Below are 20,200 nucleotides of genomic sequence, written 5' to 3'. Positions count from 1 at the left end.
TCTACCCTTGCGTGTCTGTTTTGCTGGCTGTTTGAGATCCTATATTTTCATCATGAAATTCACTTTGAGACAATGAAACTGGGATGGGCTTAGTGGCTTCACCGGAATACAAACTCAAATGTGGGAATGGAATTTCTATGCCGTTCGCATCGAAAACTTGTTTGATTTGTTGATACATTTGGTTTTTCAATAGTAAGAAATTTTCTCTTTTACTCCAAACAGAAAATTGAATATCAATTGAGGAAGAACCGAAACCTAGCAGAATAAACAGTGGCGCTGGCTCACTCAAGCATAATGGATTTTTATCTGCTAATTCAGCCAGGATGACTTTCACTTTTTCAATGTCTTCTTTATAGGCAATACCCACTTTGAGATCAGCTCGGCGAATTGGAAATCGAGTTAATGTTGTCACTTGTGCTTTGATCATTGACTCATTTGGCACGCGAACAAACAGATTGTCGTAGGTGCGGATTTTAACCGAAAGCAAATCAATTGATATCACTTCTCCGGTCGTCTCATCTACTCGAATCACATCACCAATGGAAAACGGCCGCTCCATCATCAAAAACAGTCCACTAATCAAATTAGAAGCAGAAGTTTGTGAAGCAAAACCAATGGCCACACTCAATATTCCCGCCGCACCGAGCACCACGCTAAGATCAAAGCCGAGTTCTCGCAAAGCAGAAATAAACATTAATATCATGACACCGTAAAAAACAGCACGGCGCAAAAGCACTTGCCCGTGTTGTGTCATATTTGCAACATTAAAACGAGATACTAAATTACTCAAAAACTTGGCTAATAAATACCCTAAAACTAAAATAATGATGGCTTTAATCACATCAAATGCTGGCAACATTTCTAGAAAAATCGCACTTTCACTTAGTTCTTTCATTGATTTCAATTCTCAGGTTTAAGCTAATCGATTAAGCTTGCAATAGAAGATAAAAAAGACGACTTTTTACTTAATTCACGGGATTCAGATACCAATTCCATTGATTGTATTTCGTCAGGAGGAGAATGGCGCACATGAGAAACCGATTTGGTATGTTCTAAACGCTGCATAATAGACACTTGATCCGTCCAAAATTCGCCATCTTGGTTAACGTATAACTTCAGGGCGGGTACAGGCAAATTTAACTTATCAATTGACAGCGGCTTTTCCTGAGCGTTTTTTATTGTCACCATGGTTGTCGCACGATGAGATCGTTTTTCTAAGCGATTAATATCCATTTTTGCATCTGTATATTTTGAATAACAGAGGTCTCCTTCCATGGTAGAAGGCCCAAACCAAGAGTCTGAAGGTCGCCAAAAAGGAATATCGGCCATTGGCAGTGGATGGTTTGGTATTAAGATAGTCATCCACAACGGTGTACTGACATAAACGTTAATCTTCTCTCCTGGCAAAACCACTAGTGGCCGACTCGGTCTGACTACCATCGCCCTATCTGCAAGAGAGGGTTCAATTAGCAACGTATCGCTCGTATTCCCTAGCAAATAACGTGAAAATTCAATTTGCTCGAAGGACTCGGTTGAATCCGGATTATCCGTTGAAATAGGTAAATCAATTTCAACAGCAGATTCATTGTTCCATATTGTCCATTCACCTTGACCACGCTTTATAGCAATTAATCGTTCTCTAATTCGCCAACACTTTGTTTGTGAAAGTGCAAAGCTAAATTCTCCCCACCAAGGTAATTGTTTTTTCATAATACGTACTTTTAACTACCCTTAATTTTCGTGGGGCTGAATGAATGCTGATACGCCAGTTTACTGCTAAAAATGATTTACTCAAAATTGAATTGTTTGATTTAGTGTAGGAATCGTTGCATGCCACCCCACTTTTTTGAACGCCTGTTGCAGAGTCAGCTTTGCTTTTTCCTCGCCATGCACAAGGAATAGCTGAGGTTTTTTAGCGGTGAATCCTTGCGCCCATTGAATCAACTGCGTTTGACTAGCATGAGCGGAAAAGCCCCCCATGGTGTGAATTTGTGCTTTAACGGCAATATTTTCACCCGCTATTTTATAGGTTTTAGCACCATCAACAAGCGCTCGACCTGGAGTACCAATGGCTTGAAACCCAACAAAAATAACATGAGATTGATTGCGCCATAAGTTGTGTTTTAAATGGTGACGTATTCTGCCGCCATTGCACATCCCACTTCCAGCAATAAAAATCGCGCCCCGGTCAATCTGATTCAACGCCATAGACTCTTCTGTGCTGCTGGAATATTTCAATACAGGCAAGAATTTATGCAAACTTTGTTGTTTGTTCTCTCCTCCCATTGCTGAACGGTCTTCTTCATTGAAGACATTCTGATAGCGGTGATAAATTTCAGTTACCGCGATCGCCATTGGACTATCTAAAAATACCGCTTGTTGCTTTAGTTTTCCTTTTTGATACAGCTCGCCGAGTCGAAATATGATTTCTTGAGTTCTGCCAACAGCAAACGAAGGGATTAAAATATTTCCGCCATTTTCAGAAGCCTCTTCGATGACATCCTCAAACTCTTGCAGTGTTTCACCCATAGAACGATGGTCGCGGTCACCGTACGTCGATTCAAGCAGCAAAACATCAGCAGAATCGACTAATTCTGGATCCTTTAATAACGCAGCTTGTGAGTTTCCAAGATCACCTGAGAATACTAATTTTTTCGGCCCTGCTTGCTCATCTATCAAGACTTCCACAATGGCAGAACCAAGGATATGACCCGCATCGAGAAAGTGAATCGTCACCCCCTCAGCGACATCTCGTTTTTGATGGTAGTTTATGCCAATACAGACATCTAGTGTGGTTTCTACATCCTGTAGGTTATACAGAGGTTCAAGCTCCTCTTTACCTGCGCGGCGACGGCGCTTATTTTCCCATTCAACATCTCGTTGCTGTAATGATGCTGCGTCTTTGAGCAACACCTCTATTAACTCTTTAGTGGCCGAAGTCATATAAATAGGACAACTTAAACCTTCAGAAACGAGCAGTGGCAAACGACCAGAATGGTCTAAGTGAGCATGGGAAAGCACCACGGCATCCAACTGACTGACATCGAATGGTAAGGGTTTTAAATTAGCCTCTTCTTCTTCTCGTCGGCCTTGAAACAATCCACAATCGAGTAATACCTTACTATTTCCAGATTGCAGCAAATACATGGAGCCTGTTACGCCTTCAATAGCCCCAAAAAATGTCAGTTTAGCCATGATTATCTCCGTTATGATTGTTAAGCCAAGTCATCTACCTCAAACATTTTAGGTATAGCAGGACGGCGAACGGCCACCATTACAATGGCTCAAAAAACACCTTAATGTTGGGCTAAGCCCTGCATTTCCGTTGATACCTCTATTGTCTTTGATACCTTTATTGCCTTTGACACCTTTACTGCCTAACGATTAGCACATCAACGGTTAATCGGTTCAGAATTTTTTCTGCTGTATTGCCAATTAAAAACCCTTTAATTCCTTTGCGTCCAACATTGCCAATTACCACTAAATTTGCCTTCATTTTGCTGGCCACTGAAGGTATCAACACATACGCAGAGCCTGCCTCAATTTTCGCGTTGTAGTCTGTAAACACGCCAGTTTCTTCGACAATTTGTTGTAGTTTCTGTTTCGATTCTTTACCCCGTTTAACCATGACCTCTCCTGGCTCAGTAATATCAAACTCTTGTTTGATCCTAGGTATAGGGATCACGCCTAACACAGAGACTTCCGCTGACAACTTATTGGCAAGATGTGCAGAAGTCATTAACACTTTATCATTCAACTCTTTTTGAGCAGGGGTTCTGGTGAAAATATCAACAGTGCCTAACAATTTAGGTTGTCCCCGCCAGCGATTATCTCCACAGAGTAAAACACTGGATTTAACAGGGCCTTTCAGCGCCGCTTTGATCAATGAAAAGTCTAGGGTTTCACGCCCCAATTGCGGTCTATGCAGAAAAGTTGTATCAAATTGGTGGTTGCTGAGGGTTTTTAACAGTAACTCTTCTCGCTCAGGTGCCGTTTCAGCGGCTTCTAATAGAATAGTTGTTTTACATGCTTGGTTCACTTCAGTGTCGATTAACCGATGAAGGGCCTCAACATTAGAATCGAGCAAGTCGTTTGCAATATAAAGCACAGTAATACTCTCAGGCGCGAACTTGAGTGCTTTTTTCAACATCGGCTTTACGCTTTCTTTCCTTTCGATAACAACTAAAATATCTCTCATAAACCTTCCTAACAATGCTATTCAATGAGTAATCTTTTTAAAGTCATTTCAACAATATGCGTTAACGTAAACCTAAGCATAGTTTAAAATTGTTCTAGTTGAATGATCCACATCAAGGTATGTGATTAAAATGAGGAAATTTTTGTTGCCAACATTATGAATATTGAAAGTTTGGATTAAGGGGAAAATAGCGCCACCATTGGGATGCAATGATGGCTAATTAGTCAGTGATGGAAAACCACTACGTGATGTTAGCGCGGGGTTTTGAGCCTACAAATGCGATACAAAGTGCGATGGAAAACGGCACTACCCGTTCCAAAAAGTCTCCTGGGGTACTGGGTAGTAGGTAAAAGGTAACCGCTAACACAAAACCCGTTATCATTGCCAATAGTGTCGCTTTGGGCTGTATATCTCGATTGCATAAACGCACAATAATAATTGGCCCAAAAGACGCACCTAGTGCGACCCACGCAAAGATGGCTCTGCTAAATATGGCTTCAGGCATATATAAAGTGACTAACACCGAAAAAACCACAACCAACAAAATACTCAGTCGTGAAATGGTCAAGGCTGAAAAACGAGAACGTTTTTCTAAGCCTAAATCATGGGCAACCACTGAGGCACTCACTAATAACTGACTGTCAGCAGTGGACATGATGGCAGACAACACGGCTGCGGTGATCACCCCAGCCACGATAGGATGGAACAATTCACTAGTGAGTACAAAAAACAGGTTCTCTGGATTATCCAACTGCATTTGCAAAGCAAGCCCTGCTAAACCAACGACAACAACCCCTAAATCAACGATTAGAAACCAAGCAGCGGCGATGCGACGGCCGGTTTTGATTGCCTTTTCATCTTGCAGCGCCATAAAACGTAGCAACATGTGGGGTTGTCCCATTGAGGACACCGAGACACTTAAATTACCAATAATAACACCGGCGGCTAATAATCCAATGTTGCCACCAGTTAGACTGAGTTGTTCCGCTGTAGCAACGTTTAAAAGAGTAGTAATAAAGTCTACAGGTCCACCTAATGCTACAACTGCGGCAATGGGCAATGCCAAAGTCGCGATGGCCATAATAGAGCCCTGCAGCGCATCTGTCATACTGACAGCCCAAAAACCGCCTAACACAGTGTAAATAAAAATGATCGCTGCGCCGATTAATACACTTTCAGTCATTGGCATATCAAAGGTAGCAGAGAACATATTTCCTGCGCCTTGGAATTGGGCCGCCACGTAGAGGGTAAAAGAGATTAAAATAATTAAGGATGCACAGACCACAATGAATTTTTTAATCTGGCCGTTGCTGCCAAAACTCAAAAAGTCAGTCACAGTAAGGTCTTTTTGTTCAAGACTTGTGCGATAAAGCCTGGGGGCAAACCAATACCAAGATATAAACATCCCCAAGATACTGCCTAAGGCTAACCAGATACCAGAGATCCCCAGCACCATCACAACGCCACTAAAACCAAGCAGTTTCCATGCTGAAGATGAGCTAGCTGAGTAGCTTACAGCAGCAACAAATGGGCCTAAACCACGCCCACCCAGGAAAAAATCTTCGGTGTTTTTTACCCGCCGTTGTGCCCAAAAACCAATTCCCAACAAAACTAGTTTATACACCACTAAGACCACTAAAATGTAACTGGCGTCTGACATGGTTTACGGCTCCACAATGCTACGAATAATAGTATTTGGAATGTAACTATTGTCCCATTCTTTTCCAGGTGCCCAGCTAAATCCACCAGTACGCAAAATCACCAAGTCCATAGATGGAACGATATACATCACTTGATTACCGCTACCATCAAACAAAAATAAATCATCTGCTAGGTACGGCTCACTGTGAATCACACCAAAGCCTTTAGGTTTACCCACTTCAGTCCAGGCACGCTTAGGTAAATAAGGTTTTCCCAACCAAATATGCAAGCCCATGGCTGGGTTAGCCGGTGATGGCGTTAAATACTCTTGCATCCAATTATCTGCAAATAGAGAGTTGCCATCTATTTCGCCACCGTTGGATAACAAAATTCCCATTCGTAACCAGGACTCAGAAGGTAACAGTAAACAGCACCCACTGTGTGCCAGTCCATTAGGGCGATTAAGCATCACCTCACCACCTTGGGCATGTAGCGGCTTGATTAACGATTCTGATAAATATTGGCCATAGGGTCTTTGCGTTGCTCGCTCTAGAATTAGCGCTAGCAAATCAGAGACAACCTGGCTGTAGTCATATTTTGTGCCCGGTTCGTCTACCAATTCGTAGTCGTTAATAATCACATCTTCTGTATAACCTGAAAGGTATGAACGGGTAAAAGTGCTGAATGGACTCATATCGAGTGTATAATAGCGCTCAAAACCAGCAGACATTTGAAGCAGATGGCGAATGCTAATGGCTGCTTTTTCGGTATTTTTCCATTCAGTGATATAGGTCGATGCGGGCTCATCTAAGCCAGCAATGTAACCTTCTTTAATCGCTCGTGAAATCACCAAAGACGCTACCATTTTCGCCATACTTTTACCCACAATTAACGAATTTTCATCCATACCTTGATAGTGTTCACGAAAACGCAATTTGCCTTGATGCCAAATTAACAAAGAAGTACTGCGGCGTTCAGCGGCATATTCACTTACATCAGCAAGGGCATCCGAAGGGATACTCCCTGGCCCTTCATTGACTACGTCAAATAGTTGCTTAGCAGCACCTTCTACTGGATATTCTGAACCTTCCCACCCAGACTGCGGTAACGTACCTTTACCGGTAGCAATTAAATAATATCGCTTCCAAAAAAGAGGATCTTGCAAATACAAAACCGCCCCTACCAACATCACTAGTGCTAACAAACCAATAAAAATTTTACCGACAGTCTTGCCCATTGATTTCAATCCTTACATCTATTTAGATGAAATATATTCTAAATAATCAATCACTTGATTGCGTTTCACTGGATCGGATAAATCAGTCTGCTGGTTCATTAAGGTACCAGGTACAAATTCTTTACCGTGTGAGAGAAATTCTGATAAGTTCGCTCTAGTCCAAAACATGCCTTCTACGCCAGCTTTAACCATACCTTTAGAATAACGACCATATCCCGCTGCGGTGCCTGCTTGTCGATTAAACACACCAACTAAATTTGGCCCCAATAAATGCTCTTTGCTTTCTACGGCATTGTGACACTGAGTACACCAAGATGCCGTTTCCTTAGCCGCGGCTAAATTTTCAGAGGTAGGGAAAATCTCAGTTTTTGGACGTGGAGGCGTAAGAACTTCCTTAGACTCAACGAAAACCGTTTCTTCTGCAGCGCTTTGATGCCAAGGTGGTAAAACTTTAAACGCGAAATAAGGTAAATATAAGAAGAACACAACGATAACCGTTAGAATTGGTATATAAACCCAGCGACGATTTTTAGCCCAGCAAAAAAGTGCCAAACCAATTAAATAATATGATGGGACTAAAACATAAGCACCAAAATCGGCGATAGGATGTAACGATGGCGGTTTAGGTAAATTGATCAGCAAATGCAGAATAATAAGTAAGGCAACGGCCACACCTGGTTTTACATATTTGCGTAAATGAGTAAACAAATAGACAAACACAATAGCAGAAAAGAATGCTGTAGAAATGGTCGATAACGCCGAGTGCATATAGCCCGATGTACTCCAAGACCAATCTAAGAATTCATGCAGCGGAAAGACTCCTAATACCTTAGTCACTTCACCTTTCGCCCAAGCCTGACCTAAGCCAGCCAGCATGGCAAAAAACATGAAGATAAAAAACAAGGAAACCGCAGTATTTGAAACATCTGAAAACGCCTTTTTAAGACCTGTTATCACCGATGTTCCAGGGCGAAATAACCAAACCGCAAATATCAACAACAGTAATACAAACAATGTTGCCCCAATGTTCAAGTGAGCATGATGAATAGCATCACGTTCTGCACTACCACGAATAAGTCTGGGTGATACACCTGACCACCACGAGTGCCATGCGAACAACGTATAAAATAAGACTGAAAAGAACAATCCTAATTGTTCTAAAAAACCACCAGATTTAGGATTGTTTTTCATAATGACCTCTGTTTATTAAAATTAGTATTTAGATTCATATTGTTTTGAGCCATTCTAAGTTCAAATGTTGATTTAACCTGATATAAAATTATATCTGTTAAATATTAGTAATTTTGTGCATAAACCACTGCGGGCAGTCGGTTTGCAATGCTATTTAAGTTTACTTAACAGCGTTAATAACGGCGTTAGGTATTGCAGCGTCGTCAAAATCAAAACGAACATCCCCCACTCTGACAATTACTAGCTGTTTAGATGGAATGATGTAGACGCGCTGTCCACCAAACCCATCAAAAAAGATGACATCGTCAGCGAAGTAAGGAGCTGAATGAATGACGCCGAATTTAGCGCCAGGACGATAAGTTCGCATAGGTTTGTAGGGACTGCCAAGCCATGTCAAATAACCATAATTAGGATTACTTAACGAAGGTTGAGTTGTTTGTTTAATCCACGCTTGTGAAACAACTTGCTCATCACCTACCGCACCCTTATTCAGTAGCATGACACCAACGGCCAGCAAATCTTCAGGTTTAGCAATTAAGAAACTAAAACCATGGGCAGTCCCATTCTCGTCATCCAACCAGACATATCCAGGGTTTGCAGCTACTTTTGACCAAAGGTATTTTTCCATGTAAGCAGCAAACTTTTCACCTGTTGCAGCCTCAAGCACGTCCACTAGTAACTGTGGATTTGAATTATTATATTCAAACACAGTACCTGGCGCTTTAACCTGCTCTAAAGAGCGAGCAACCTTAGAAATATCATTACTATAATTGAGTTTGGTACTATGTGCTGAAAAACTATTATTTAAATCAACAGGCGGTAAAAACAAACCAGATGACATAGTTAATAGGTGTTCTATGGTAATTTCGCCGAATGGCATATCTATCCATTGGCCAATATATTTCGAAACCGGATCCTTCACCGATTGGATTTCACCGCGTTCAATTGCGATACCGATTAGCAGCGCAACCATGGATTTTTGCACTGAAAAGGTCTGCATATAACTATCAGCGTTTTCACCTTTCCAATATTTTTGTGCCAATAGCTCTCCATTTTGCCAAACCAAAAATGCACTGCTTCCAACTTGCTCGGCATAACCCAATGCATCAGCGAAGCGTTCATCTTGCTGTGAAAGTGCCTCGTCAGAAATACTCAAACGAGTTTTATTGCTCGCAGGCTGCATTGTGACTAATGGTTCATACCATTGTGTATCATGAACAAAGTCAACCCCTTCGAGGCTGTTTAAACGGCTAATGTAAGTATAATTAATCGCCAAAAAACCTAACGCGACCAATAATATAATGCCACACAAAGACGCGACTATCTTGATTAGTCTAGACATATCTTCCTTTATCTCCACAGCATATTCGGAAGGACTACAGGGTTAAAAGCAAACCGACCTCAGGGATCGGTTTGCGCTAACATACTCGGTATAATTAAAAACGGTATTCGGCAGAAACCCCGATACGACGTTGATTACCCCAAGTTGGGACGATAGCAACAAAGAACGCACTTGGAATATAGAATGCGTTTGATACATACTCTTCATCTGTTGCGTTTTTAACCCACAGTTCTGCTGACCAATTTTCACCCGTTACACCACCACGCAGGTTGAGTAAGGTTCTAGAAGGAATAGTGGTAATGTTAGCTTCTGCCATATACTGTTCAGATTGACCGGTTAAATCTGCTCGTACAAAATATTCTAAATTGTCGTTAAACTCACCGTCATACTGAGCACCGATATTCCATTGGGTATCAGAACTTCTAGGCAATGAATTTCCACTTACATCGCCATTGGCGGCACAAACGATGTCATCACAAATCGCAGCTCTAGCTAAACGCTGAGAGATAGTTCCATCATCGTATTTAGCATTATTAAGCGCTAGCCCTGCATTAACAGTAATTGCATCAGTTAATGCGTAAGTTACGTCCAACTCAAGACCTTTAGAGGTTGCAGAACCTAAATTACCCACAATAGATGTAGTGAAGAATCCGCCATTAATTGCCGCTTGGCTGACTTGTAATTCAGTCCAATCGATATAATAAAGTGCAGCATTGATTCGAAGATCACCATCTAAAATAGTGTTTTTGGAACCTATTTCATAAGTAGTATTTTCATCCGCTTGGTAAGCTTTTTCTGTATCTTCTAGGCCACCTGAAATTTCAGGATTTAAGCCACCAGATTTCACACCTTGTGCTGCTGAAAAGTAAACTAATTGATTTTTATTAATACTGTAATCTGCGGTAAAGCGTGGAGTGAAATAACTGTCTTCATAGTCATCTGCAGAAGTACCATCAATATAATCGATGTTTTGCTTTTTGGTTTCGTCGGTATAACGACCTTCCACAGCTAACACTAATTTATCATCCATTAAAGGAACCGCGACACGTCCAAATAATGAGGTAGACTCAGTTATAGTAATATTATTATTGCGACTTGCACTATCTAAAGAATCTTCAGTAATCGGGTCTAAATTATCGGTGTAAAGCGGAGCAAAATAACCACTTTGACCAGTATCTTTATCTTCACCATCAGATGAGTAAATACCAAACATGGCATAAACGCCGTTATCTGCAGTGTATTCGGCTCTCAACTCGTGAGAATCATAATCAAAACTACCCACAGGTAATACAGTAAAGGCATTCATAAAAGCAGGGATACCAAAAGGTGTCAAATCAGTACCGGTAAGCGGCGTTCTGTCAGAGATACCAGCACTCATGGTTTCACCTTGAATATTAGCATATTGATAGGAAACGCTAAAGTTATTGGTTAATTCGGCTGAAATCGATGCTCTAAAAATTTCAGTTTCAGAATCTAAACCATAGGTTCTAGGATCTATAAGGAAACCCGTTTCAGTATCAGAACCAAATTCAACCGGTGTTTCAGGCAGTTCGCCACAATATCCACGAACAGGCCCACCAAATAAACTACCGCCACAATTAAAATCACCAATTTCTAAACGAGATTGCGCTTTGCCTTCGGTGAAAGAGTCAAAGGAATGATATGCCATTTCAATATCAATGGTTTCGACGGGTTTTGCCACTAATGAAATACTGTAGGTTTTTTTATCCCAACCACCCAAGGTATCATCAGTACCTGGGCTGACACCGGCTTGTGCCGCTGGATGAGAGTTTGTCCAATCACCATCATAGTCACTGTTGGTAAAATTAAATTTAACGGCTAACTTGTCTTCAATAATTGGCACGCTGATGTTACCGGTAATATCACGACGGCCGCCATCACCTATAACTAAGCCGACTTCGCCCGTCAGCCCACCTAAATCTGCTTTGCTGGTAATATAATTGATAGCCCCCATAAACGAGTTAGCACCGTATAAAGCGCCTTGAGGACCTTTAACAACCTCAATACGCTCCATGTCCATGGCACCTAAATCTAGTGCGTAATTTCTTGGAATATAAACCCCATCTACAAAGGTAGAAACATTTTGCTCTAACTGATCAACAGAAAATTGGCTTGCACCACGGATAATCGGTGTACCGTAACCTCCATTGGAATAATCTTCAAAAGATAAACCAGGAGTAGACATAGCGACGTCTTCAAGTTCCTCTATACTTCTTTTAGCAATATCTTCAGCACTGAATGCGCTAATGGCTAATGGCACATCTTGAATCGACTCGACCGCTTTTCGCGAGGTTACCATGATAACTTCTAGACTGCTTTCATCTTCATTAAGTTGTTGCTCTTGTGCATAGACTTGCGAAACAACGGAGGAGCTCATTACGGATGCAATGGCTAACGATAGGGCTGTAACTTTAAACGTTATTCTCATAATAGATTCCCGGTGCAGATATTTTTATTATAATTCGTTATTAAATTAGAGTGTGCCTCATATAAAAGGCACTAACTTATTACACAGCTTAGCCAAAATGCTCAATAATGACCCAACCACATAATGACATTAACATATAACATTATAACCATCAAACTTTTGTTTGTGTTATGCAAACCACACATAACAAAATAAATATCTGTTTAATTTCATACAGTTACATTACCGCTGAAAAACAAACCATTCCTTTTAGGCTGTTAAAAAAGTATATCTTTAATAAAAAAATAAACAATAAAATTAGCCTAAAGTATAAGGTTGGTATAAAAACCACCCTGTAGCATGATCTTTAGGCCATGGATGATAAGGACACACACCTAGGGGATAAATCCCCCACCTACAGGATATAAAATCGGTAACATGGTCTTTAGGCCATGGAAGATAAGGACACACACGCAGGGGATAAATCCCCTACCTACAGGAAATAAAATCGATAGCATGGTCTTTAGGCCATAAATGATAAGGACACATGTAGGGGATAAATCCCCCACCTACAGGATATAAAATCGGTAACATGGTCTTTAGGCCATAAATGATAAGGACACATGTAGGGGATAAATCCCCTACCTACAAGATATAAAATCGGTAGCATGGTCTTTAGGCCATGAAACATGAGGACAAAAATGTGAAGGATAAATCCTCGGTCATTTAAACCGAGAAAAAATTGGTTTTTACGTAGGATATTAACTTGGATCTTGGATGGGGGCCGTTTCGCCACTCAGAATTTTAAATCCAAACTCTTGACTCTTTTTATCTTTGCTTATGAATAGCTCTGCTGCTTTTATACCTTTTTCAACACTGAATTGTTGAACTGTGGTTAACTTTGGATGATATTGTTGGCCTTGTTCAATTCCATCAAAACCTACCACCCGAAGATCTTCAGGAATACGAATCCCCATTTGAACCGCGACTTTCACTACTGCCAGTGCAATAATATCACTCATACAAAACACAATGGTTGGCACAGGTGTTAATGAAAGCGCTTGTTTCGCTGCCTTAATTGCGTATTTATGTATATTTTCAGGAATATGCCAAATGTGACTTTCGTCGATAGAAATTTGACGTTGCCCTAATGCACGTAAATATCCGTCAAGTCGTCGGTGCGAAATTGAATATCCGCTTCCAATCAATGGCCTATTTTCTACCGTACAGGTTAAATCACTTGCAACTAAACGTAACCCTATAATAGCTGGGATTTCTTTACGTTCACCAATTGCTAGACATGCCGATTGATAAGCAGCCTCTTCATTATCGATATTGATGGAAGGCGCACCTGCAATATCAAAATCGACAGTCACTATATTTTTCTTAATATTGGGTAATTGTTCGAGCAAAGCTGGATTTCTTGGCGAACCATAACAAATAAAACCATCAACAAAGTCAATAATTTCGTTAACATTGTCGTTGTTTCCAGAGAACAATAAGAGATGTTTTTCTGTCGATTTAAGGGCCTTAGCCACTCCTTGAATAAACTCACTGGCGACCGGATCACTCACCATATATGCTAATTCGTCTGGCAGTATCAATGCAATAATGTTCGACGTGCCTTGGCGGAGTGATCGAGCGGCCTTATTCGGACCAAAATACCCCATTTTCTCGCATGCACTTAATATTTCTTTGCGTCTTTTCTCTGATAATTGGTCGGGACGATTAAACGCATAAGAGATCGTTGCGGTGGACACGCCTAGACGGCGTGCAACCTCTTTTATTGCTAACTTGTTACCACTCATTTACTGAAAATGTCTTTATTGATATACGATTTATACTGCACATCATACGCTATTTTCCAATGAAGTAATAAGGCTGGATAATTTGATTATCTGAAGTTGCTCGTTTTCAACTAATTCAATGCTAGCGTCTAGTTTCTCCAAATTAACTATCAACTGTGCATAATTTGCATGCTTATCCCAACGTAAGATTAGCTGTTTTTCATTGGTAGCACAGCTAAACTCACCATTAAACACATCTTTATTTCTAAGTTTAATCAACTCTGTCAACCCTTGGACGACAGGAGTTGCTAGTCTTCGTTTCAATTCATCCTTGCCGACGTAGGGCCGATTTATATCCCTTCCGACCTTCGTTTTTTCCAGCAAAGTTAAATCATTTTCACAGGCTAAAAATCCAGCGTAATAGACCTGAGGGATCCCAGGACAGAAAAATTGGATTGCCCGCGCGATTAGGTAGGCCATATCATCTCGACCAAGGGCGTCATAAAACGTACAGTTTACTTGATACAAATCGACGTTGCTTGCTGCTTCACCTGTGGCTTTACGTGATCCCCCCAAGGAGTTTTGGTGGATAGTTTCGACTAACCTATCTATCTCATCATTATTTAGTAATCCAGGCTTACCGTCTGAAGCACCGACATCCATTATCCCTATGCCATCATGTGTATCTAGCACCGTATAACAATTGCGCGGCGATATGCCCAGCCAATGGCTTAACGCAGTTACATCTCGAGTAAATAAGGTGTGCAAAATCAACGGGGGCAAGGCAAAGTCATACACAGCGTTACAGCGTTTTGCGATTTCTATTTGGGTTTGATAATGACTATGAATTTCCACTAAACATTGTAAACCTAATTCAGATGCACGCTCACTGAGAGATTGAATAAACTCAAAAGTCTGCTCTAGCATAAAACAACTTGTTCCAGCTTTTTTAATCGCATAACCTGCCGCATCTAAACGAATAAGTTTAATATTATTTTCAGCAAATACAGTTAATATTGAATCAAGATAAGCTTTTCCTTGTTGCGACTCTACATCAATGTCGATTTGATTTTCGGTAAATGTGGTCCAAAATGGTACGCTAGTGCCATCTTTTAGGGTGTAATTAGAAAAACATTCGGTCGGTCGCGGACGAAAAACTTTGCTGATATCAGACGCATTATTATCATTAAATACCGAATCACGAGTCAGAAATAACGGCCAATATTGAGATGCCTTTCCATGTTCAAGAACATCTTTAAAGGCATTACTCTTTGCAGACATGTGATTGACAACCATATCTGCCATTATATCTAGGTTTTTACCCATTTTTGCCACATCTGCCCAGCGACCAAGGCGATTATCAACAATCGTGTGATCAATGGGATCAAATCCGGCGTCTGCGCCGTCAATAGGATAATAAAAAGGTAGCAAATGTACTCCTCCAAAAATCCCATTCAAATCTTGTGTTAAAAGGGTGTCTAACTCATTAAGTGTTGTGGCCCCGAAACGATCAACATAAGTAATAAGTTGAACGTTATTTTTAGCAAGCATAAATTTACTCCATATATTTTTTATAAGTGTTAGATCGTTTTAACCTAGAATTGCACAACAGCAATAGCGTCAAGGATTCTATTGCCTTGCACTAGCAGCATTGACAGAGATAACTCCTATTTAGATCCAGGTTCTGGTGCAAGCCGCAATGCATTCTCATCAATATTTGGAATAGGTTCTGATTCATATTCTGAACGCTCAACCTCTGCCAAGCGTTGTGCTGTAGGTTTTTTGATCGTGTTGTACAGCAAGCCCAAAAACAGCAATCCCGAAAATACAGTGGCAACAATAAATCCATATTTTGCATCCCCGCCATTTGCATCAGTTACTATGCCCATAATCAACGGGCCTGCAGCGGCACCAGCTGCGGTAAAAAATAAAATAACGCCAGCGACAGAGCCATGCAATGCCTTTGCGAAACAACTGATTCCCTTAGAATTAAAGGTCGGATATATCACTGACATAAAGATACCTGACAGTGGAAATAGATACACCGCAATAGCTTTACCACCGATTAGGCCACCCATGAAACAAAGAAGGATAGCGAAACTAAACCATACCAGCACACGACTCCACTCGTAGCGTTGCATCATCCAAATACCGACGAAGCGACCGACAGCTCTAAGTGAAAAGAACACTGATACAGCATATAAAGCAAGCAACTTATTAGTATCACTGGAATAGCAAGAAAACATATCGTTTACACTTCCAGCATCACAAACTAGATAACTTGGCATCCAGACATATATAGCACTTTCCGCCGCCACATAAAGAAAGGCTCCAACTGAAAAAGCCATCGCATAAGGATCCTTTAATAATTTCAAACTACTGCCAAGACTGCTGGGTTTAGTATTAACAGGGCGGACAGTTTTAGGGTATTTAACCAGCAAGGCGATTATGATCAATAAAGTGCATAAACCGCCAGCAATAACATATAGCCAAATCCAATCGACACCGTTGCGCAGTAAATAAGCAACCAATAGAGGTCCAATAATAGCCCCCACGCCAAAGAAAGCTTCAGCACCGTTCATTGTCCCAGTATGTTCTTTAGTCGAGCTGGAAATGTCGCCAATTAGCGCTAATGCAGCCGTCTTAAAAATCCCCACCGCTAATCCCGATAGGGTAATTAGACCAAGAATAAAATTGAAACTTCCGCCAATTAAAAACAAATAACAAGAAGCTGCAAATAATGCTAAGCCTAAAATAAGCGTTGGTTTTCGACCAAAACGATCGGCGAGGAATCCTAAAAACAAGCCTGAAAATGCGATTCCCACCATAAATAGAGAATGCAATAAACTCGCTTGGGTATTGGAAACATCAAACTCTAGTTTAACTTCCTTAATAATTTCTCCTACCGAGTCAGATGTCATTGCAAACATCATAAACATCAAGTAAGTCAACCATCTGATTAACAATAGGTTTTTCTGTGATGCAACAGCATTTGACATGGTCACCTCTGCGTATTCAAGGAAAACAACAAGGGCTTGCGCCCCTGTGTTTTCATCAATTAGTTAAACGTATACTTCAACTGAATAGAGCTTGTGCGACCATTAAGAGGACGGGCTCTAATAATATCGCCAACTTGTGCATTACTTTCTTCAGATTCAGTTATTACGAATTGATCCGTCGCGTTATTAATGTTTAATGACACTGAAAAAGCGTCAGAAATATAATAAGTAGCGAACAGATTAACGATGGTATAAGCATTCTGTTTTAACTCATTTGAATCTTGTACAAAATAGTCAGTTGAACCTTGAAAAGTAGCGCCAACAGAGAAATATTCCGAATCGTATTGCGGTGTTAATGTATAGATGAAGTCGGCTTGACGGCGAGGCGTTTTGCCTACTAAAGCTTGATTGAACTGATCTTTACTAATTTCTGCGTCTGTCCAAGTACCATTACCCGAAATCGTAAAACCATTGCCAAAATTATAGCGTCCTTCAAGCTCAATACCGGTAGCTTCATATTCACGAATAAACGTTAAGCCACTGGTTACTTCTGCTTGGGTATCTTGGGTGACAGTACTAAAGAAAGTACCATTTAGCATGAAATCGCGAGTCCCGTACTTAATACCAAACTCAAGTTGTTCAGTTTCATCAAAGCCCGATGTAGTGCTTGTTAAACTACCATCGCTATTTAAGGTTCCTGCAATTTGCAATAACCGGTCAGCAAGCGCTCTGCCGCCTTCACTGTAACGTGTAAACATTGTCATGTTGTCGCTATAAAGGTATGAACCCCCTACTGAAAACGAGGTATTATTAGCATCATAATTGACCATTTGACTGGCAGCTCCAGCACGGTTCAGGTTAATTACCCCCCCACCAAAGCCAAAACCATTCGACGCAGACGCATCTTCGCTATTTCCTGCAATCACCCCGTCGCCATTAATATCATAATCAGAGTTCCCACCACAGCATGAGTTAATTAACTCACCATTTGCTCGAACTGAATCACGACGCGCACTGACATCGAACAACCAATCATCGCCAAGCTCAAAACCAATGTTGATATAAGGCGCAGTTGTGGTGTAATTAAGATCCCATTCCCAGGATAAAAAGCTCGGTGCCCAAAGACCATTATTGACAAGCGGCTGTCCATCGGCATCTTCAATATGTAAGTATTGAGAATTGCTACCATCCACCGTTTGGATGAAGGTGTTCCAACTATTCCAGCTTGCTGCAATGTCTTGTTTTGAGTAGTAATAACCCGCCGTTACCGACACTCCATTATCAAATTGCTTAGTCAGATTCAAATCATTTATGACGTTCCCCAAATCGTTCAATGAGGTATCGAACAACAGGTTTAGAAAAGCCAATCCATTGTATTCGTTTCCGGCACCAGGACCATTAGCCAGCGTTACTGACGTGGAGGCACAATTAAATGAATTACCATCGCCATCTAAAGCCGAATCACAAATAGCAGAGGCCATATCATTGGCCGATTGCGGTCCATATGCACCGAAAGTGTCGGTAAATGGAGAAATAAAGCTACCAGAAACATCTGACATTCTGAATCGGTTGATTAAAAACAATTCAGGCGCAACTTCTAAATCAACTTCAAATCCGTAGGAAGTTACCTGAGACTCTATACCATCGGTAAGATCACGGTTTACTGGATTTCCAAACGAATCAAATGTAGATACATTCGTTGTATAAGCAGAGTGCAAAGTTTGACTACTTGCATCAAAATTCTCAACCGGCCCATAATCGCCATTAGCGTTAACTTTTACCGGTGCAGGCAAGTAAGTCGTTACTCTGTCATCTAAGTTTTTGAAGTAAAAACGGATATGACCGTTATCCAATACTTTGGTAATATTAAACTTAACTTGACCGCCCTGATCACCATTGTAACCAGTTTCACGGGTGCCCTCACCACCACGAGCAAAGCCACCAACATGGAAATACAGATCATCGCTAATTTCGCCACCGTAGGAGAAGTCTAAACGAAACTCTTCATAATCCACGCCAAAAGACGCGCCAATAGCACCGCCACCAGACTCACCTGTTTTGCTGATCATATTGATTACGCCACCCGGTGAGTTACTTGCAAATGTTGAAGCTGAGCCACCGCGTACCGACTGTATTGAACCAACTGACCAATCATAACGCAGGAAATTATCGGCATTACCAAAGTTGATATCACCATACTCAAGAACGGGTAATCCATCTTCCTGTAATTGCATGAATTTCGAGCCCCCTGTGGCCAGAGGAATACCGCGGATAGTAATGTTTGCATTACCGCCACCTCCTGAGGATTCGGCGCGGATACCTGGCAGCCCTCGAAATACTTCAGCTGTCGAGCGCGGTGCCAACTTAACAATGTCGTCTGGGATCAGAGTACTTACTGATACTGAAGCCTCCTGAGCCTCGACGCCAGTAGGCACTGCCGTCACAACGATAGTTTCAAATTCTTGCTTTACTTCGGTGTCTTCAGAGTTTTGTTGTGCTACTGCGGTATTATTTATCGCAAAGAGCACTGCTAGGGACAGTGTTGATCTTTTGTAGTTAAAGCTCATGTTGAGTGCCTCATGTTAAGTTTATTGATGTATATATTGGTAGATCTATTAATTCTAGTTTTTTAGAAACGATTTACTTAATCGATTAAGTAAATGTTAGTTAAATGGACTCAGCTTGTAAACAAATATTTAACATGACGATGGGGAATAATTTTATCTGATTGTTATTATTAGAAATTTAGTTAAAAACAAATTCGACCAATTAGCCATTTATGGCGAATTTATTGTTAGCAGCTTGTTGATTCCAGATATTCTTGGTGCAAGAGTCACAACGCGTATTTTGCGATTAGTTTGGTCTTTAGGCTGAGGGCTGACAGCACCTTCTCGGGGCTAAAGCTCCCGACTACAAGATATAAAATCGGTAGCATGGTCTTTAGGCCATGGATGATAAGGACATACGTAGGGGATAAATCCCCCACCTACAAGATATAAAATCGGTAGCATGGTCTTTAGGCCATGGATGATAAGGACATACGTAGGGGATAAATCCCCCGACTACAGGATATAAAATCGATAGTATGGTCTTTAGGCCATAAATGATAAGGACACACACGTAGGGGATAAATCCCCCACCTACAGGATATAAAATCGGTAACATGGTCTTTAAGCCATGGATGATAAGGACACATGTAGGGGATAAATCCCCCACCTACAAGATATAAAATCGGTAGCATGGTCTTTAGGCCATGAAACATGAGGACAAAAACGTAGGGGATAAATCCCCTACCTACAGGATATAAAATCGGTAGCATGGTCTTTAGGCCATGAAACATGAGGACAAAAACGTAGGGGATAAATCCCCTACCTACA

Annotated in this window: 13 protein-coding genes; all 13 read right to left on the bottom strand. The window is 41.0% G+C overall.

Annotated features, from left to right (window positions below):
- Position 1 precedes the first annotated feature (1 nt).
- The gene (locus tag Q4574_RS10640) at positions 2 to 895 is read right to left on the bottom strand and encodes a mechanosensitive ion channel family protein (RefSeq protein WP_303474090.1); all 894 of its coding nucleotides are present in this window, start codon (positions 893 to 895) and stop codon (positions 2 to 4) included.
- Positions 896 to 918: 23 nt separating this feature from the next.
- Positions 919 to 1,710, bottom strand: coding sequence for a DUF432 domain-containing protein (locus tag Q4574_RS10635; protein WP_303474089.1), 792 nt, complete (start codon positions 1,708 to 1,710; stop codon positions 919 to 921).
- Positions 1,711 to 1,791: 81 nt separating this feature from the next.
- Positions 1,792 to 3,195, bottom strand: a complete 1,404-nt coding sequence (locus tag Q4574_RS10630; protein WP_303474088.1) for an MBL fold metallo-hydrolase RNA specificity domain-containing protein — start codon at positions 3,193 to 3,195, stop codon at positions 1,792 to 1,794.
- 175 nt (positions 3,196 to 3,370) lie between these two features.
- Positions 3,371 to 4,198 carry a universal stress protein gene (locus Q4574_RS10625; protein ID WP_303474087.1) on the bottom strand — a complete coding sequence of 276 codons (828 nt, stop codon included), beginning with the start codon at positions 4,196 to 4,198 and terminating at the stop codon, positions 3,371 to 3,373.
- Positions 4,199 to 4,439: 241 nt separating this feature from the next.
- The gene (locus Q4574_RS10620; RefSeq protein WP_303474086.1) at positions 4,440 to 5,858 is read right to left on the bottom strand and encodes a sodium/proline symporter; all 1,419 of its coding nucleotides are present in this window, start codon (positions 5,856 to 5,858) and stop codon (positions 4,440 to 4,442) included.
- A gap of 3 nt (positions 5,859 to 5,861) precedes the next feature.
- Positions 5,862 to 7,076 carry a serine hydrolase gene (locus Q4574_RS10615; protein ID WP_303474085.1) on the bottom strand — a complete coding sequence of 405 codons (1,215 nt, stop codon included), beginning with the start codon at positions 7,074 to 7,076 and terminating at the stop codon, positions 5,862 to 5,864.
- A gap of 18 nt (positions 7,077 to 7,094) precedes the next feature.
- Positions 7,095 to 8,267 (bottom strand): cytochrome c family protein, encoded by a 1,173-nt coding sequence (locus Q4574_RS10610; RefSeq protein WP_303474084.1) that lies wholly within the window; start codon positions 8,265 to 8,267, stop codon positions 7,095 to 7,097.
- A gap of 160 nt (positions 8,268 to 8,427) precedes the next feature.
- Positions 8,428 to 9,609 (bottom strand): serine hydrolase, encoded by a 1,182-nt coding sequence (locus Q4574_RS10605; protein ID WP_303474083.1) that lies wholly within the window; start codon positions 9,607 to 9,609, stop codon positions 8,428 to 8,430.
- A 94-nt stretch (positions 9,610 to 9,703) separates the two neighbouring features.
- Positions 9,704 to 12,058 carry a TonB-dependent receptor gene (locus tag Q4574_RS10600; RefSeq protein ID WP_303474082.1) on the bottom strand — a complete coding sequence of 785 codons (2,355 nt, stop codon included), beginning with the start codon at positions 12,056 to 12,058 and terminating at the stop codon, positions 9,704 to 9,706.
- A 740-nt stretch (positions 12,059 to 12,798) separates the two neighbouring features.
- On the bottom strand, positions 12,799 to 13,845 hold the full coding sequence (locus Q4574_RS10595) for a LacI family DNA-binding transcriptional regulator (RefSeq protein WP_303474081.1): 1,047 nt from the start codon (positions 13,843 to 13,845) through the stop codon (positions 12,799 to 12,801).
- A gap of 42 nt (positions 13,846 to 13,887) precedes the next feature.
- Positions 13,888 to 15,375: a sucrose phosphorylase gene (gene gtfA / locus Q4574_RS10590; protein ID WP_303474080.1), complete on the bottom strand. Its 1,488-nt coding sequence runs from the start codon at positions 15,373 to 15,375 to the stop codon at positions 13,888 to 13,890.
- A 116-nt stretch (positions 15,376 to 15,491) separates the two neighbouring features.
- On the bottom strand, positions 15,492 to 16,823 hold the full coding sequence (locus Q4574_RS10585; RefSeq protein WP_303474079.1) for a sugar MFS transporter: 1,332 nt from the start codon (positions 16,821 to 16,823) through the stop codon (positions 15,492 to 15,494).
- Between the two features lie 59 nt (positions 16,824 to 16,882).
- Complete coding sequence (locus Q4574_RS10580; protein WP_303474078.1) at positions 16,883 to 19,390, bottom strand: TonB-dependent receptor; 2,508 nt, start codon at positions 19,388 to 19,390, stop codon at positions 16,883 to 16,885.
- Positions 19,391 to 20,200 lie beyond the last annotated feature (810 nt).

This window comes from Aliiglaciecola sp. 3_MG-2023, assembly GCF_030548205.1.
Classification (GTDB): domain Bacteria; phylum Pseudomonadota; class Gammaproteobacteria; order Enterobacterales; family Alteromonadaceae; genus Aliiglaciecola.
This window is presented reverse-complemented; position numbering and strand designations above follow the sequence as displayed.

Bases quoted from the DNA above. Each gene is read 5' to 3' on its own strand.
- Q4574_RS10640 (WP_303474090.1), bottom strand. From the start codon at position 895: ATGAAAGAACTAAGTGAAAGTGCGATTTTTCTAGAAATGTTGCCAGCA.
- Q4574_RS10635 (WP_303474089.1), bottom strand. From the start codon at position 1,710: ATGAAAAAACAATTACCTTGGTGGGGAGAATTTAGCTTTGCACTTTCA.
- Q4574_RS10630 (WP_303474088.1), bottom strand. From the start codon at position 3,195: ATGGCTAAACTGACATTTTTTGGGGCTATTGAAGGCGTAACAGGCTCC.
- Q4574_RS10625 (WP_303474087.1), bottom strand. From the start codon at position 4,198: ATGAGAGATATTTTAGTTGTTATCGAAAGGAAAGAAAGCGTAAAGCCG.
- Q4574_RS10620 (WP_303474086.1), bottom strand. From the start codon at position 5,858: ATGTCAGACGCCAGTTACATTTTAGTGGTCTTAGTGGTGTATAAACTA.
- Q4574_RS10615 (WP_303474085.1), bottom strand. From the start codon at position 7,076: ATGGGCAAGACTGTCGGTAAAATTTTTATTGGTTTGTTAGCACTAGTG.
- Q4574_RS10610 (WP_303474084.1), bottom strand. From the start codon at position 8,267: ATGAAAAACAATCCTAAATCTGGTGGTTTTTTAGAACAATTAGGATTG.
- Q4574_RS10605 (WP_303474083.1), bottom strand. From the start codon at position 9,609: ATGTCTAGACTAATCAAGATAGTCGCGTCTTTGTGTGGCATTATATTA.
- Q4574_RS10600 (WP_303474082.1), bottom strand. From the start codon at position 12,058: ATGAGAATAACGTTTAAAGTTACAGCCCTATCGTTAGCCATTGCATCC.
- Q4574_RS10595 (WP_303474081.1), bottom strand. From the start codon at position 13,845: ATGAGTGGTAACAAGTTAGCAATAAAAGAGGTTGCACGCCGTCTAGGC.
- gtfA (WP_303474080.1), bottom strand. From the start codon at position 15,375: ATGCTTGCTAAAAATAACGTTCAACTTATTACTTATGTTGATCGTTTC.
- Q4574_RS10585 (WP_303474079.1), bottom strand. From the start codon at position 16,823: ATGTCAAATGCTGTTGCATCACAGAAAAACCTATTGTTAATCAGATGG.
- Q4574_RS10580 (WP_303474078.1), bottom strand. From the start codon at position 19,390: ATGAGCTTTAACTACAAAAGATCAACACTGTCCCTAGCAGTGCTCTTT.